10 protein-coding genes are annotated in these 15,264 nt (G+C 53.2%); 7 read left to right on the top strand and 3 right to left on the bottom strand.

The features are described from left to right. Positions 1-174: 174 nt before the first annotated feature. From CRO74_RS19785 to CRO74_RS19770, 4 genes are read left to right on the top strand one after another with little or no spacing between them, the layout of a single operon-like run. Positions 175-1,980, top strand: coding sequence for a PQQ-dependent sugar dehydrogenase (locus tag CRO74_RS19785; protein WP_097128143.1), 1,806 nt, complete (start codon positions 175-177; stop codon positions 1,978-1,980). Between the two features lie 21 nt (positions 1,981-2,001). Further along, positions 2,002-2,469 carry a RidA family protein gene (locus CRO74_RS19780; protein WP_097128142.1) on the top strand — a complete coding sequence of 156 codons (468 nt, stop codon included), beginning with the start codon at positions 2,002-2,004 and terminating at the stop codon, positions 2,467-2,469. A 16-nt stretch (positions 2,470-2,485) separates the two neighbouring features. Further along, positions 2,486-3,706 carry an aminotransferase class V-fold PLP-dependent enzyme gene (locus CRO74_RS19775; RefSeq protein WP_097128140.1) on the top strand — a complete coding sequence of 407 codons (1,221 nt, stop codon included), beginning with the start codon at positions 2,486-2,488 and terminating at the stop codon, positions 3,704-3,706. 40 nt (positions 3,707-3,746) lie between these two features. After that, complete coding sequence (locus CRO74_RS19770) at positions 3,747-5,030, top strand: amidohydrolase/deacetylase family metallohydrolase (RefSeq protein WP_097128139.1); 1,284 nt, start codon at positions 3,747-3,749, stop codon at positions 5,028-5,030. A 121-nt stretch (positions 5,031-5,151) separates the two neighbouring features. Here the strand turns inward: CRO74_RS19770 and CRO74_RS19765 are convergent, their stop codons facing one another. Further along, positions 5,152-6,468: a glycosyltransferase gene (locus CRO74_RS19765; protein WP_245877916.1), complete on the bottom strand. Its 1,317-nt coding sequence runs from the start codon at positions 6,466-6,468 to the stop codon at positions 5,152-5,154. 332 nt (positions 6,469-6,800) lie between these two features. Here CRO74_RS19765 and CRO74_RS19760 point away from each other — a divergent pair, with 332 nt between their 5' ends. The 3 genes from CRO74_RS19760 to CRO74_RS19750 all read left to right on the top strand — a co-directional run bounded on the left by CRO74_RS19760 (position 6,801) and on the right by CRO74_RS19750 (position 12,428). Then, positions 6,801-8,516, top strand: coding sequence for an FAD-dependent oxidoreductase (locus CRO74_RS19760; protein WP_097128137.1), 1,716 nt, complete (start codon positions 6,801-6,803; stop codon positions 8,514-8,516). A gap of 121 nt (positions 8,517-8,637) precedes the next feature. Next, positions 8,638-10,362 (top strand): FAD-dependent oxidoreductase, encoded by a 1,725-nt coding sequence (locus CRO74_RS19755; RefSeq protein WP_097128135.1) that lies wholly within the window; start codon positions 8,638-8,640, stop codon positions 10,360-10,362. Positions 10,363-10,607: 245 nt separating this feature from the next. Next, on the top strand, positions 10,608-12,428 hold the full coding sequence (locus CRO74_RS19750; protein ID WP_097128134.1) for a beta-N-acetylhexosaminidase: 1,821 nt from the start codon (positions 10,608-10,610) through the stop codon (positions 12,426-12,428). A 22-nt stretch (positions 12,429-12,450) separates the two neighbouring features. On the opposite strand, the gene CRO74_RS19745 is transcribed toward CRO74_RS19750, so the two are convergent. Both CRO74_RS19745 and CRO74_RS19740 read right to left on the bottom strand, forming a co-directional pair. Then, positions 12,451-13,227, bottom strand: coding sequence for a DUF3223 domain-containing protein (locus CRO74_RS19745; RefSeq protein ID WP_097128132.1), 777 nt, complete (start codon positions 13,225-13,227; stop codon positions 12,451-12,453). 94 nt (positions 13,228-13,321) lie between these two features. After that, the gene (locus CRO74_RS19740; RefSeq protein WP_097128130.1) at positions 13,322-15,097 is read right to left on the bottom strand and encodes an SGNH/GDSL hydrolase family protein; all 1,776 of its coding nucleotides are present in this window, start codon (positions 15,095-15,097) and stop codon (positions 13,322-13,324) included. Positions 15,098-15,264: the final 167 nt, after the last annotated feature.

The raw sequence follows: 15,264 nt of genomic DNA, 5'->3' as shown, positions 1-15,264 counted from the left end.
CGGATAGACACCACCCCCAACCCCCTCCTAAAACAGGAGGGGGCTATGCCGAAAGGTCATCTTTTTAAAGCCCCCTCCTGTTTTAGGAGGGGGTTGGGGGTGGTAGACGCTGACGGTTAACAAGTGATAGTATCATTCACTATATGCATCAACCCTTTTCCTTCTCTCAACCCAATGACGAAAATTTACATCAAAGGCATCATTCTCGCGTTGCTGGCTTTTGTCGGATTTACGCAGCGGGCAACTAAAAACGGGCTTCCCGTCCAGACAGAGGCCAACGGCGGACTTTTTCTGCCCGATGGTTTCGAAGCGACGGTTGTGGTCGACAGCCTGCCCGGCCGGGCGCGGCATCTGGCCGTCAATGAGAACGGAGACATTTATGTCAAAGCCCGCTTTGCCCGGAACAAAGATGAGTCGGTGATTGCGCTCCGGGATACCAACGGCGACGGCCGGGCCGACATCATGAAAACCTTTGGCGGTATCGGCAAGGAGCGAGCCTACGGAACGGCCATGCGGATTTACAAGGGCTACCTCTATTTCAGTTCCGAAATGAACGTGTTTCGCTACAAGCTCAAACCCGGCGAACTGATTCCGAGCAGCCCCATGGAGACGATCCTCACCGACGACCATGAACACGGGATGCACGAGCACATTGCCAAACCCATTACGTTCGATAACGACGGCCACATGTACGTTGCCTACGGAGCCCCCTCCAACGGTTGCCAGCCCAAAAACCGGACGCCCAACATGGCCGGTATCGACCCCTGCCCCATGCTCGAAGACCACGGCGGTATCTGGCAATTCGACGCCAATAAAAACAATCAGACCCAGAAAGATGGGCGTCGGTACGCTACCGGCTTGCGGTCGGTGGTGGGCATGGACTGGAATCCGTTCAACAACAGTTTGTATGCCTTGCAGCACGGACGGGACGATTTACTGATGCTGTGGGCCGAAAAATACAACCCCTGGCAGAGTGCCGTTTTCCCCGCCGAAGAGCTTTTTCAGGTGAAAGACGGTATGGACGGCGGCTGGCCCTATTGTTATTACGATCAGATTCAGGGCAAAAAACTGCTTAACCCCGAATACGGGGGCGATGGCAAACTGGTTGGCCGCTGTGGCGATTACGAAAAGCCGCTGATTGGCTTCCCGGCGCACTGGGCTCCCAATGACATTCTGTTCTATCAGGGCACCAGCGCATCGAACGGTTTTCCGGAACGGTACAAAGACGGGGCCTTCATTGCCTTTCACGGCTCCACCAACCGCGCACCCTATCCACAGGCGGGGTATTTTATTGGCTTCGTCCCCACTAAGAGCAAGACGCTCTCAAGTGACTGGGAAGTATTTGCCGACGGCTTTGCGGGTGTTGATCCCATCGTCAACGTGAGCGACGCCCATTATCGGCCGATGGGTATTGCCATGGGGCCGGATGGTTCGCTGTATTTTGCCGAAACCGAGAAGGGGAAAATCTGGAAGGTCACCTACAAGGGCAACAAACAGAACTTCGGTACGGCTCAACTGGCGCAGATGGAGAAGCGCAAGACCCTGTCGAACATCCGCGACCCGGATTTTATCGCCGACAATCTGGATCGGGACCGACCCGTGGCGGGTGGCAAAGTCTACGGCACTTACTGCTCGGCCTGCCACCAGCGCAACGGCCTGGGCGATTCGCAGCGGTTCCCGCCCCTGGCCGGTTCGGAATGGGTAACGGGCGACAAAAAGAAACTCATTACGGTGTTGCTGAAAGGACTGGAAGGTCCTATCGAAGTGAAAGGGCAGTCGTACAACAACGCCATGCCGCAGCACAGCTTCCTGAAAGATGAAGAGCTTTCCGAAGTGTTGACCCATATTCGGCAGAACTTTGGCAACACAGCCGATGGTATCAGCGCGGCCGAAGTCAATGAAGTCCGGCTGGCCATTAACCAGCAGGAACGTAAAGAGAGTACACCAAAACGCAAAACCAGTAGCAAAACCAAACGCTAATAACCAGTAAGTCAATTCATCATGGAAACACAACGCCGTTCTATTCTTAAACGTCTTTTTGCCTCTGCCGCCGGTGTCGTCGGGCTGGGTGCTGCCAGCAAAGCCATCGCTGAACCTATCGAGCCTGCCGCCGAAAAGGAAGTCTTCAACGTGGTCATGCAGGACGATGTGCCGCTGTTTTCCCAATCTACCAAAATGGGGAATATGGTGTTTATAGCGGGCATAGGCTACCATAAAGAAGGCGACATTAAAGTACATACCGACGAGGTACTTAAGGAGATGGAGAAACAGTTGATCAAAGCGGGTTCATCGATGGAGAAAGTCCTGAAAGTGGGCGTGTTCCTGCACGATCTCAACGATTACAAAGGTATGAACGATGTCTACAGAGGCCGGTTCGGCAAGAAGCCCCCCGTTCGGACCACCGTAGCCGTATACGGCGGTGTTCCCGGCGATTCGCTGGTCGAAATGGACTGTATCGCGTATATCTAACTTCTTTCGACTCTCTATGTTAAGCAGACGAAAACTCATCAAACGCCTGTCCAGCGTCCCCATTTTAGGCGGGCTGGTCGGCGGCCTTCCGCTGTCGCTTGAGGCCGAAGCCAAACCCGCACCCAAGCGTGATTTGTTCAAGGAGTTCGGCATTCGCACGTTCATCAACGCGGCTGGTACGCTCACGTACATGACCGGCTCGCTCATGCACGACGAAGTGCTGGACGCTATTAATTACGGCGCGAAAGAATTTTGTCTGCTGGATGAGATTCAGGATAAGGTTGGGGCCAAAATCGCGCAGATGGTCCACTCCGAAGCCGCCGTCGTGACGTCGGGCGCGTTCTCCGGCATGACGCTCGGGCTGGCGGGAATCCTGACCGGTATGGACCAGAAAAAAGTGGAGATGTTGCCGCATCTGACCGGTACCGGTATGAAAACGGAAGTGATCTGCCAGAAAGCCCACGACATTGTCTACAACCACGCCCTCACCAATACGGGTTGTAAAATTGTGGTGGTCGAAACAGCGGCCGATGTGGAAAAAGCCATCAACGAGAACACGGCACTCATGCACTTTCTGCACATCGAAGCCGACAAAGGCAAGATCATGCACGAAGAATGGGTGGCGTTGGGCAAGAAACACAACATCCCCACCTCCATCGACATTGCCGCCGACGTACCGCCCGTCGAAAACCTCTGGAAATTCAACGACATGGGCTTTCATTTCGTGGTTATATCGGGCGGAAAAGCGATGCGCGGCCCGCAAAGCGCGGGCTTGCTGATGGGCAAGAAAGACATTATTGCAGCCGCCCGTCTGCACATGCCGCCCCGTGGCTTTAATATTGGCCGGGGTATGAAAATCAACAAAGAGGAAATTTTTGGTATGTACGTCGCGCTGGAGCGGTTTATCAACGAAGACCACGACAAGGTGTGGAAAATGTGGGAAGAGAATACGGCTTATGTCGAGAACACCGTTAAGGCCGTCAACGGTGTAACGACCAGCGTTCACGTGCCGCCCCTGGGCAACCACACGCCCACCCTGCGTATCGCGTGGGACTCCGCCAAACTCCGCATCACGGGCAAAGACTTACAGGAAGCCCTGCGCAAAGGCGACCCTTCGATAGAAGTAGGCGGCAGCGGCCCCAGCAACATCGGCGTAACGGTCTGGATGCTGAAACCCGGCCAGGAAAAAATCGTAGCCCGGCGTATTAAAGAAGAACTGACCAAAGCGGCTGTTTGAGTAACGCGGGTGGAAACCCGCGCTACATTTCCCCTTAACCATGAAGAAAACCACTCTACTCCTATTCGCCCTTTGCCTCACGTTGAGTCAACTGACCGTTGCTCAATCGTATAGCGTTGTTATTAAAGGCGGTCATGTGATCGACCCGAAAAACAACATCGACGGCATCATGGACGTCGCCATTGTCGATGGCAAAATTGCGCAGGTCGCTAAGTCCATTGATACCAAAGATGCCCTTCAGGTGGTCAATGCCAAAGGTATGTACGTAACGCCGGGTATCATCGACATGCACACGCACGTCTTTTTCGGCACCAACCTCGACCAGACCTACAGCAACGGCCCCAACGCGCTTCCGCCCGATAGTTTCACCTTTCGCAACGGCGTGACGACTATTGTCGATGCGGGCTGCTCGGGCTGGCGCGATTTCGAGACGTTCAAAAAACAAACCATCGACCTATCGCAGACGCGCGTGCTGGCTCTGCTCAACATTGTCGGGAGCGGTATGCGGGGTGGCAAGTTTGAGCAGAACATCGACGACATGGACGCCAGACAAACCGCCGAGATGGCGAAAAAATACCCCGAACACGTTGTAGGCGTCAAGCTCGCGCATTTCAACGGGTACGACTGGACACCCACCGACCGGGCTGTAGAAGCCGGAAAACTCGCCAACGTACCCGTCATGATCGACTTCGGGGGCAGCACCCCAACCCTGTCTATTGAAGATTTATTCCTAAAACGCCTTCGGCCGGGCGACATTTTCACCCACTGTTTTGGACAGTTGAAAACCCGCGAACCCATTCTGGATGTAACGACCAACAAGGTTAAACCCTTCGTGTGGGAAGCCCAGAAGAAAGGCATCATTTTCGATGTGGGTTATGGCGGCATCAGCTTCGCCTTTTCGCAGGCGATTCCGGCCATCAAAAGCGGCTTCTACCCTAATATCATCAGCACCGATATTCACACGGGCAGCATGAACAACGCCATGAAGGATATGCTCAACGTCATGTCGAAGTTTATGGCGATGGGCATGAATCTGCAAAGCGTCATCAAAGCCAGCACCTGGGCCCCGGCGCAGGCCATCAAACGGCCCGAACTGGGACACCTATCGGTAGGTTCCGTAGCCGATGTAGCGATACTGAACCTCCACGATGGCAAGTTTGAGGTTCGGGACACCGGCTACTTCGGTTTCTTCGACTATACGGGCCGTAAGATCGAAGGCAAGCAAAAACTGGGCTGCGAAATGACCATCCGAAAAGGCAAGATCGTCTATGATCTCAATGGTATCGCCAACCCGGTTGTCGTTACCCAGCAGCCACGCTCGTAGCGGTACGGGACCGCAGGATGCGGTCCCCGCTGCTAAGCGAATTTGGTGTCTGCCAAACTGACTATTGGCTAATTACCCTATTCGCCTGTCGGCGGGGACAGCAGGATGCGGTCCCGTACAATTACACAAGCTCCGCTTTAGGTTCGAGCTTTCCCAGCAATTCATGGATGTACGTTGTGCAGAGCGAGTGCGTGTCATACTGCATAAAATCAATACCTATTCGTTGCACATTCCGTTTGTAATTCCGGTCGGCCAGCACCTGGGCTACGCTTTTCTGAATCTGGGCGGCTGTTGGCGTTTCTGTTTTCAGATTTATACCCACCTTAAAGTAGCTAATGCGGGCGGCAATGTCATTTTTCCCTTCGTAAACCCCGGCGGCCACCATCGGCAATCCATGCTGCAAGGCCAGCATCACCCCGCCATAACCCGCATTGGTCACATACACATGCACATGCGGCATCACGGAATTGAAGTCGATGAAGTCTTCGATAATGAAGTTTGCCTGTGGGTAACGCGCCCGTAACTCGGTCGTCTGGGAGCCCCCCGTCGTGACAATGACCAGCGTTTTAGGGTCATCTTTAAAAGCCTCCAGTGTGGGAACGATAATTTTGGACGGGTCGCGTTCAACGGTTCCCTGCGTTACCAGCACCACGTTTTTGTACTGCTTCGCCAACTCGACCTGCCGGAACGGGTACCGTCCTCCCTTGTTATAAGGCAACATCGGACCCACGAACCGAATGTTCGGGCTCATAGCCGAACGTGGATATTCGAAAGCGGGCGTACCGCTCTGCAAAAAAAGATCGGGTTGCCGAACGAAGGTATCGAACATAAAATCGGTTGTTGTGGGCAGACCATGTTCGTCCAGCAGTTGGTTGAACAGATCGGTGCAGGGTTTGAGCAGGTGATTGATAGTCAGGTAGCGAATAAAATCCTGCTTCAGTTTCGGGAAGAAGCCATTGGCGGGTACCATGCCCAGACCAGCCGGTGGCACCTCCGGCGATGTCTCAGACAAAGGCACCACACCCACCGCAGCCACCGGCACATTCAGCAGTTTCTGAATGAACGGCGCTCCGGTAAAGATCATATCGCACACGAGCAGATCGAACGGAAACTCATCGTAAATAGCTTTCAGATCGATTACAAATTCCGGTGCCCGAAGTAGAAAAACGTTATTGAGATCGAACCGAAGCCGGGCTATGGTGCCTTTGATGTGCTGGCGTTCGGGCAAAGCCGTGTCCAGGTTAATCTGATTAATTTCTTTTGCCTGCCGGTAGGGGTAATACGGAATACCCAAGGATTTTATTTTGTCGGCATACGCTGGGCCGGTATACCACCGAACATCATGGCCAAGTTGCTGGAGGTGAACAGCCAGTCCGGTAAGTGGATTCAAATGGCCGTCCATCGGCATTGTCGCAAATAGAATACGTTTCGAGTTCATTAATTGTGTTATTTAGTCAAACAGGTTGATGAGGCAAAAGTAGATGACGGTCAAGAGCTTAACCGGCTACAATCCGATGAATTGACATAACCGGCTCATGAACTGTGCATAACGTTCCGATCTACCGGTATAGTCGTTTTCAAAGCCTGCTCGGCAAACAGGCCAATTACTTTTCCCTGATCCATTCGTCGGCTACTGGTTTGTGAGTCAGTAATCAAGTAAACCAGTTCGAGATGGTTCTTTATCGGGTGAGGGAGCACCGAAGCACGTTGCCCCCGGCTCAACCTATTTGCTCAGGATTTCATCAAATCCGCGTTATCAATTGACTCCTCATGAACATTATCGAATCCCTGATGCCCCGATTAGCCCGTACGTTCTCCAGACGTTCACCCCGCTCCAACTGGCTTTCGGCCGTATTTTTACTGCCGATTTTTATCGCCTTCGTGCCCCCCGTCGGCAAACCTGAAGCTGTGGTACGGCAGGCCGATGTGATTATTTACGGCGGAACATCGGCGGCTGTCACGGCTGCGGTTCAGGTAAAGAAAATGGGAAAATCGGTCATCATTGTCTCGCCGGATGTGCACTTGGGCGGCTTGTCGGCGGGTGGGCTGGGCTTTACCGACACCGGAAATAAAGAAGTTATCGGCGGACTCTCGCGGGAGTTTTACCAGCGGCTCTATCAGCACTATCAGAAGAAAGAATCCTGGAAATGGCAGAAACCCGACGAGTACGGCAATAAAGGCCAGGGTACACCGGCTATTGACGGTACCAGCCGGACGATGTGGATCTTCGAACCCCATGCCGCCGAACAGGTCTTCGAAGATTTCGCAAAAGAATATAAACTGACCATTTACCGCGACGAATGGCTCGACCGTTCGGCCAAAGGCATTACCAAACAAGGGAGCAGTATTCGTTCGTTCCGGACGTTGAGCGGAGCCGTGTATCAGGGCAAAATATTCATCGACGTTACCTACGAGGGCGATTTAATGGCGGCAGCGGGGGTAAAATACCACGTAGGCCGCGAAGCCAACAGCGTGTACGGCGAAAAATGGAATGGCGTGCAGAAAGGCGTTTTCCAGCACGGGCACCACTTCAAAACCAACATCAGTCCGTACAAAATAGCGGGCGATCCAGCCAGCGGACTTCTTCCGGAAGTATCCGCCGAACAACCCGGCGAGAACGGAACGGGCGACAATAAAGTACAGACCTATTGCTTCCGGATGTGCCTGAGCAACCACCCCGACAACCGGGTTCCGTTTCCGAAACCCGAAGGCTATAACCCCGACCGCTATGAACTTCTGGCGCGGGTCTTTGCGGCCGGCTGGCGCGAAACCTTCGACAAATACGATCCCATTCCCAACCGCAAAACGGATACCAACAACCACGGCCCGTTCAGCACGGATTACATCGGCAAGAATTACGATTACCCCGAAGCGACCTACGCACGCCGGAAGCAGATCATCAAGGACCACGAACTGTACCAGAAAGGCCTGATGTACTTCCTGGCCAACGATTCGCGCGTACCCGCCGATGTACATCAGGCCATGCAGCAGTGGGGCCTGGCGAAAGATGAGTTCACCGATAACGGAAACTGGCCGCATCAACTTTATATTCGCGAAGCCCGGCGCATGATCGGTGTATTTGTGATGAAAGAAGCCGACGCGCTGGGAAAAACGACGGTACCGCAACCCATCGGCATGGGCTCGTATTCGCTGGATGCACACAATGCCCAGCGATACATTAAACCCGATGGTTTTGTGCAGAACGAAGGTGACATTGGCGTGCATCCCGACAAGCCCTATTCCATTGCCTACGGGTCAATTCTGCCCAAAGAATCGGAGTGCAACAACCTGCTGGTACCGGTTTGTGTATCCAGTTCGCACATCGCCTACGGCTCCATCCGGATGGAACCCGTGTTCATGATTCTGGGACAGTCGGCAGCAACAGCGGCTGTGCTGAGTATCAACAACAAGGTGAGTCCGCAACGGTTGCCTTATGAAACGTTGAGCAAAGTGTTGTTGAGTGATAAACAGCGATTGACAAACTAAGTGTAGTACCGACCGCCGATGCGTCGGACCGCCCGGTCGGGCGAGGTACAGACAGGAGACATTGTACTTATCGCCCGACCGGGCGGTCCGACGCATCGGCGGTCGGCACTACTAATAACACATGAATCGACGAAATTTTATTGAACAAGTGTCCGTCGGTAGTGGAGCCGCGATAACCGCTCCGCTCCTCACGTTTTCAGAAGCTTCAGAGGCCAAGTCAAGCCGGTTATTGAATCGGCTGGGGCAGGCAGAGCGGTCTGCCGATGTCGTCATTGCTGGTGGTGGATTGGGTGGCTGTGCGGCTGCTTTAGCGGCTTTACGTAACAAACGAACGGTCATTATGACCGAAGAAACCGACTGGATTGGGGGGCAGATGACCCAGCAGGGCGTACCCCCCGATGAACATCAGTGGATCGAAACTCACGGCGCTACTCAGCTTTACCGCGATCTGCGCACCGCCATTCGGGACTATTACAAACAGAACTACCCCCTTACGGATGCCGCTAGAGCCAGTAAATCCCTGAATCCGGGCGATGGAGCCGTATCCCGCCTGTGTCACGAGCCGAAGGTTGCTCTGGCGGTCTTACAGCAGATGATGGCTCCGTACCAGAGTTCCGGCCAATTGACGCTGCTGCTCGAACACAAGATCACCGGGGCCAATGTGAGTGGCGACACCGTTCGTTCTCTGAAAGCCGTCAGCCAGCGGACGGGGAAAGAAACGGTTCTGACCGCACCCTATTTCGTCGACGCTACCGAACTAGGCGACCTGCTGCCCCTCACCGGCACCGAGTTCGTTACCGGTGCCGAGTCCCGTTCCGAAACCCGCGAACTCCACGCCCCCGAAAAGGCCGACCCCAACAACTGCCAGGCGTTTACAGTCTGCTTTGCGATGGATTACATTGCCGGAGCGAACCACGTTATCGATAAACCGAAAGACTACGCTTTCTGGCGAAACTACTCGCCTAAGGTTACGCCCGCCTGGTCGGGAAAATTGCTTGATCTGTCGTATTCGAACCCAAAAACGCTGGAGCCTAAACAACTTGGTTTCCACCCGGAAGGCATCAGCACTGGCGACAAACTCAACCTCTGGAATTACCGCCGGGTCATCAGCAAGGCGAACTTCAAACCCGGAACCTACCTCGGCGATATATCGGGCGTGAACTGGCCGCAAAACGATTACAGCGCAGGAAACCTGATTGGAGCTAGCGAAAAGGACTTTAAGAAATACGTCGACCAGGCCAAACAGCTAAGTTTGTCGCTACTCTACTGGCTTCAGACCGAAGCCCCGCGCCCCGATGGCGGACAGGGTTGGCCTGGTATCCGATTTCGGCCGGATGTGATGGGCACCGAAGACGGACTCGCCAAGTACCCTTACGTACGGGAATCCCGCCGAATCAAAGCGGTATTTACGGTTCTGGAGGAGCATGTCGGAGCCGAAAACCGAGCCATGATCACGGGTAAAAAAGAGGGTAACACCTCCGCCGACTTTCCGGATAGCGTGGGCGTGGGCTATTACCACATCGACTTACACCCCAGCACCGGCGGCAACAATTACATCGACTTCGGCTCGTTGCCGTTCCAGATTCCGCTGGGGGCACTATTGCCCAAACGCATGGAGAATTTGCTGCCCGCCAACAAAAACATCGGCACCACGCACATCACCAACGGCTGTTACCGACTGCATCCCGTTGAATGGAGCATTGGCGAAGCGGTGGGGATGCTGGTCGCTTATTCGCTCGACAAAAAAGTAATTCCCCGCGCCGTTCGCGAGAAAGAACAACTTTTGGGTGATTTTCAGACGCTAATTCGTTCGCAGGGCATCGAAACGAATTGGCCAAAGGTGTAGTTGCGGAAGCTGGCGCGGGTTTGAACCCGTGCCCTCTCTCCCAGGGTCTGTGTCCTCACAGACCCACTCGCGCCAGCCAAACTTCACGAACAAAAAACTGACCGGCCCATGGAAAGGGCTGACGCGAGTGGGGTCTGTGGGGACACAGACCTTGGAAGCCGTTTTAAGACCCGGCTCCCTCATTCCATCTGCCTAAACCTTCCGTCCTTTCATTCATCTAACGACCGTAACACCGCCTAAACTGAATGTACAAATTAATCACGTTGCTTCTGATTACCCTCACCGCTTCGGCCCAGATGCCGATTCCGGCGCTGATTCCAGCTCCCCAAACGCTCGAACCCGGCAAAGGTACGTTTGTCATCACCGCCCAAACCCGATTGGCCATTCTGACGCCCGTGGCGGATATCCGTCGGATGGTGATCGACAATCTCCCTGGCATTCCCACATCCGATGCACCCAAACTGACCAAAGCCATTACGGTTCGGCTGGCTCCCATTGCGGGTGTCGGGCCGGAAGGCTATGATCTGGTAGTTACCCACGCTGGCATTACGCTGACGGCACCCCAGGCCGCCGGGCTGTTCTACGGTCTGCAAACCATGCGGCAGTTGATGCCCGTTGCCAAAACGTTTCGGGGGCAGTCGGTACCGGCTCTGCACATCCGCGACCAGCCCCGGTTCGGCTGGCGGGGGCTGATGCTGGACGTGAGCCGCCATTTCTTTGATAAAGCGTTTGTGAAGCGGTATATCGACCAGATGGCGCAGTATAAATTCAACGTGTTCCACTGGCACCTGACCGACGATCAGGGCTGGCGGATTCAGATTAACAGCCTGCCTAAACTGACCGAAGTTGGAGCCTGGCGCGTGCCGCGAACGGGAAGCTGGAACGAAATTGAAAGTCCTCAGGCGGGCGAAGTGCCGTCGTACGGTGGTTTTTATACCCAGGACGATATTCGGGAAGTCGTTCAATATGCCCAACAGCGTAACATTACCATTGTACCGGAAATCGACATGCCCGGCCACATGATGGCGGCTATTGCGGCCTATCCGGGCCTGACCTGCGGCAAAAAACAGGTGCTGGTGCCGACCAATGGTAAGTTCTATAAACTAGAAGACAATACCCTGAATCCGTGCAGCTACGGTACATACCTGTTTATCGACAAGGTACTCACCGAAGTTGCCAAGTTATTTCCGGGACCTTACATCCACATTGGGGGCGACGAAGCCTATAAAGGGTTTTGGGCTACCTGCGAAGAGTGCAAGACAACCATGACGGTCAATAACCTCAAAACCGTGGAGGAACTGCAAAGCTATTTCATCCGGCGCGTGGAGAAAATCGTGCAGTCGAAGGGCAAAAAACTCATCGGCTGGGATGAAATTCTGGAAGGCGGTTTGGCTCCTAATGCGACAGTCATGAGCTGGCGGGGCATGAAAGGCGGGATTGAAGCCGCCAAACAAGGGCATCCGGTCATTATGACGCCCGCCCAGTTCTGTTACCTCGACCTCTACCAGGGCGAACCCTCTGCCGAACCCAGTACCTACAGCATGGCCCGGCTAAGCACGTCCTATTCCTTCGAGCCCGTTCCCGACAGCGTCCGGGCCGACTTAATTCTGGGTGGACAAGGCAACCTCTGGACGGAATCCGTACCCAACAACCGCCATGCCGAATACATGACCTGGCCACGGGCCTTTGCTATTGCCGAAGTACTCTGGTCGCCAAAAAACCAGCGCAACTGGCCGGATTTTATGAAACGGGTAGAAGCTCATTTCAAGCGGTTCGACACCCAGGAAGTGAATTACGCACTTAGCGTCTACAACCCCATCGTCACGCTGAAAAAGCACCCGATGGGCATGATGGAAGTCACACTGGGCCATGAACTTCCCGATACATACCTTTATTATTCGGTAGACAACACCGTTCCCGACGATCATTTTCCCTTATATACCCAACCCTTCCAAATGCCTAAAGGAGCCGAGCGTATAAAAGTGATTGCTTACCGCAACGGCAAACCCATTGGAAAGATGGTGGACGTAATAATACCTAAAGTCGTGGAGAAGAAAGTTCAGTAGGGAGACTTATTCGAGCAAATCTTTATTTGATTGTCAAATCCTTGGCTGTCTTTTTGACTCTTGCCATCGCTATTCTACTTGAATTACATTCTTTTCTGACCACCCGTAAGTTGGCTTTGCTTTTGTGATAGGCTTTAAAGCTTTGAGTTAGATTGTCGTCTTTAAAAATAATTTGATTTTGGTCGTTCGAGGCATATTCAATTGTCTCTAAATCAGTATTTTTAACCTCTTTGAAACGGTCGACGATTATAGAAAAAGTGTTGGGTTGTCTGTGATCAACAACTAATTCAGTCCATTTAGAGAGAATACCTGTTTCTTGGCATTTGACTTGCCCTTTGACAGAATAGCTATCAAAATAGCCTTGTTTTACTAAATGAATATCGAGATGAACAGAATTTCTGCAAGCTGTATAAAATAGCTTTTCGGGATCATATTTTTTGTTGTTAATCAGTATTATATACGATATGTATTCACTCGTATCGTCGTTAAAAAAGACCTCAAAGCACTTTGTATTGAATTGAACTCGTGCTACTTGAACATCTATTATTGAGATGCTTTCCTGATTTTCGTCTGCGTTGTTTTCATCCATTTCCAGTAGCTCCCTATTCTCTTCCTCTGAGGCTTCGTCCGCTGCAAGAGAGTTAAAATAATCGTAAGATAGAAGATCAACAATAGCTTCATAATCAGAGTCATTTAGCGACTCGCCGAAGTTGTAAGAGTTAAGAATCGCTTTGTAGTAAGCGAGTGCATCTTTCTTGAACTTAAATACTTTTTGTCCTATTTTAATTGATTTTCTCATTTTTGATGAAGCTGATCAAATGTCGTGCTGGCGCGAGCATAGGCTTGTGCCTTTTTATGGAGTCAGTATTCACTGACGCAAGCGAACCTGGATACTATTTCTTCTTCAAATACGGCTTCAGTGCCCCAACCAGCCTTCGATAACCTTCCGCATTAGGGTGTAGGCCGTCCGAAAACAACGACTCGTCAATTTTACCGTCGGGTTGCAGGAAAACAGAACCCGGCTGGGCAAAGGAAACATTGATCTCGCCCGTCATGCGGGCAATGGCTTCGTTGATGGTAGCTACGCGGGGCTCTCCGTTTCGGCGGGGAAAGATGCCCACCATGAGCACCTCGGCACCCGGCTGGCGGGACTTGATGGCCTGAATCAGAAACTTGAGTCCGGCCACGATTTCGGCGTCGGTGTTTAGCTGGAGGTTGTTGGTACCGATCATCAACACCACCTGATCGGCTTTGTAGCCGTCCAGTTCGCCGTGGTAAACGCGCCAGAGTACGTTCTCGACCCGATCCCAGCCGTAGCCCAGATTCTGCGTCCCCAGCGGTTCCAGCACACTATTCCAGGAATCGGCCCCGTTCACGCGGGACGCTTTGGGCTCGCCACCCCAGAAATGCGTAATGGAATTGCCCATGAACACGATCCGGGGCGGCCTGGCCTTCAAACGGGCCAGCACCTCGCGGTGGCGTATCTCCCAATCGAACGACCCATCGCGGTATTGGGTGCGGGGCTTCATAGTCGACAGGTCGCCTACGGGTTCGTTTAATATAAGTCGGAGGCTTTTTTCGTACGCATCGGCGTATTGCTGCATCCCCAGATCCGTCGGGTGCGTACCGTCCACCATCGCGTCCATGTCCAGGTTGATCGCCGACTTGGGCAGGAGGTAAATTCCATTCAAGCCCTCGGCCTTCAACTGCGTAAACGCCTGCCGCATCAGTCCGTTGGCTTCAGTGTAATATTGTTGCCGAATGGGGCTAATGTCGCCATCGGTATAGCCTGCATGATCGACCAGTAAGACAGGCGTAGACGGGCGTTTTTGCCGCAGCGTTTTCACCGATTCCAGAATCCGGTTTTTAATTTCCTCAGGTTTGATACCCACAGTGGAGATCAGGTTCGGCAGGCAATCCAGCACGTATACGCTGGCATCGACCTGCTGCACAAGTTCAACGACTTCTTTTTCAAGTCGGCCATTGCCCGAGAATCCCAGGTTGATTACCGGCCGGTCCAGCTTACGGCCCAGGATGGATGTCCACGCCATGCCGGGCCGCGATGCACAGGCGCCCTGCGCAATGGACGTGCCGTAAATGACCACGGGTTTTTCGGGCCGAACAGGCAGTGGCGTCAGCGTTACGCCTTTGGGAACGCCGATTTCGAGCCACTGAACGGAATTGTACAAGGGCAAAAACAACCGGTACTCGCGCCCCCGCTTGTAGGAATCATTGGGTTCCAGATTGGCGAATCGGTACTGGATCGTGTCGCCAAAGGTGTACTTACCCCCAGCCCATAACCAGTCGCCGTCACTGTTTCCGGCGTATAAATCTACCCCACTAACGCCCGTAGCGGGCATGTGCGGCAGGGCTTGCTTCCCGCTCACCACATACCGGACAACGACCTGATCCGTACTGGCCCGGAACCGGATCATGAGCCCGGCTGAGTTGCGCGACAGATTCCAGACCTCTTTCCGAACACTCTTCTCTGCCACGGCGGGTAGCCGGTCGTAGTGGTTTTGCAGGTCTTTCCCCGTCCAGCCCTGTCCCTCAATGGTCGAAACCTCGGTTTTAGCAGGGTTCCACCAGACGTATTCGACCGGTGTTTGGGCAAGGATAAGACTGGTGTTGAGGCAACTCAGTAAGACGAAGAAGATGGCTGTTCTCATTGACAAAAATGCGTAGACTGACGAGTCTTTTAATAAGCGGGAAGTTTGGTGTTCAGGAAAGCAAAACAGGCAGTAGACATACCCTTTCGAAGGTGTCTCCAGCTATAGTCAGGTACTTAGTTAAATTGGGTATCATTACTCCCTATTTTACTCTATAAGTCATTTGC

This window comes from Spirosoma fluviale (genome assembly GCF_900230225.1).
Lineage (GTDB): Bacteria > Bacteroidota > Bacteroidia > Cytophagales > Spirosomataceae > Spirosoma > Spirosoma fluviale.
Note: the sequence above shows the minus strand (reverse complement) of the source record. Positions and strands in the feature narration are given on the sequence as shown.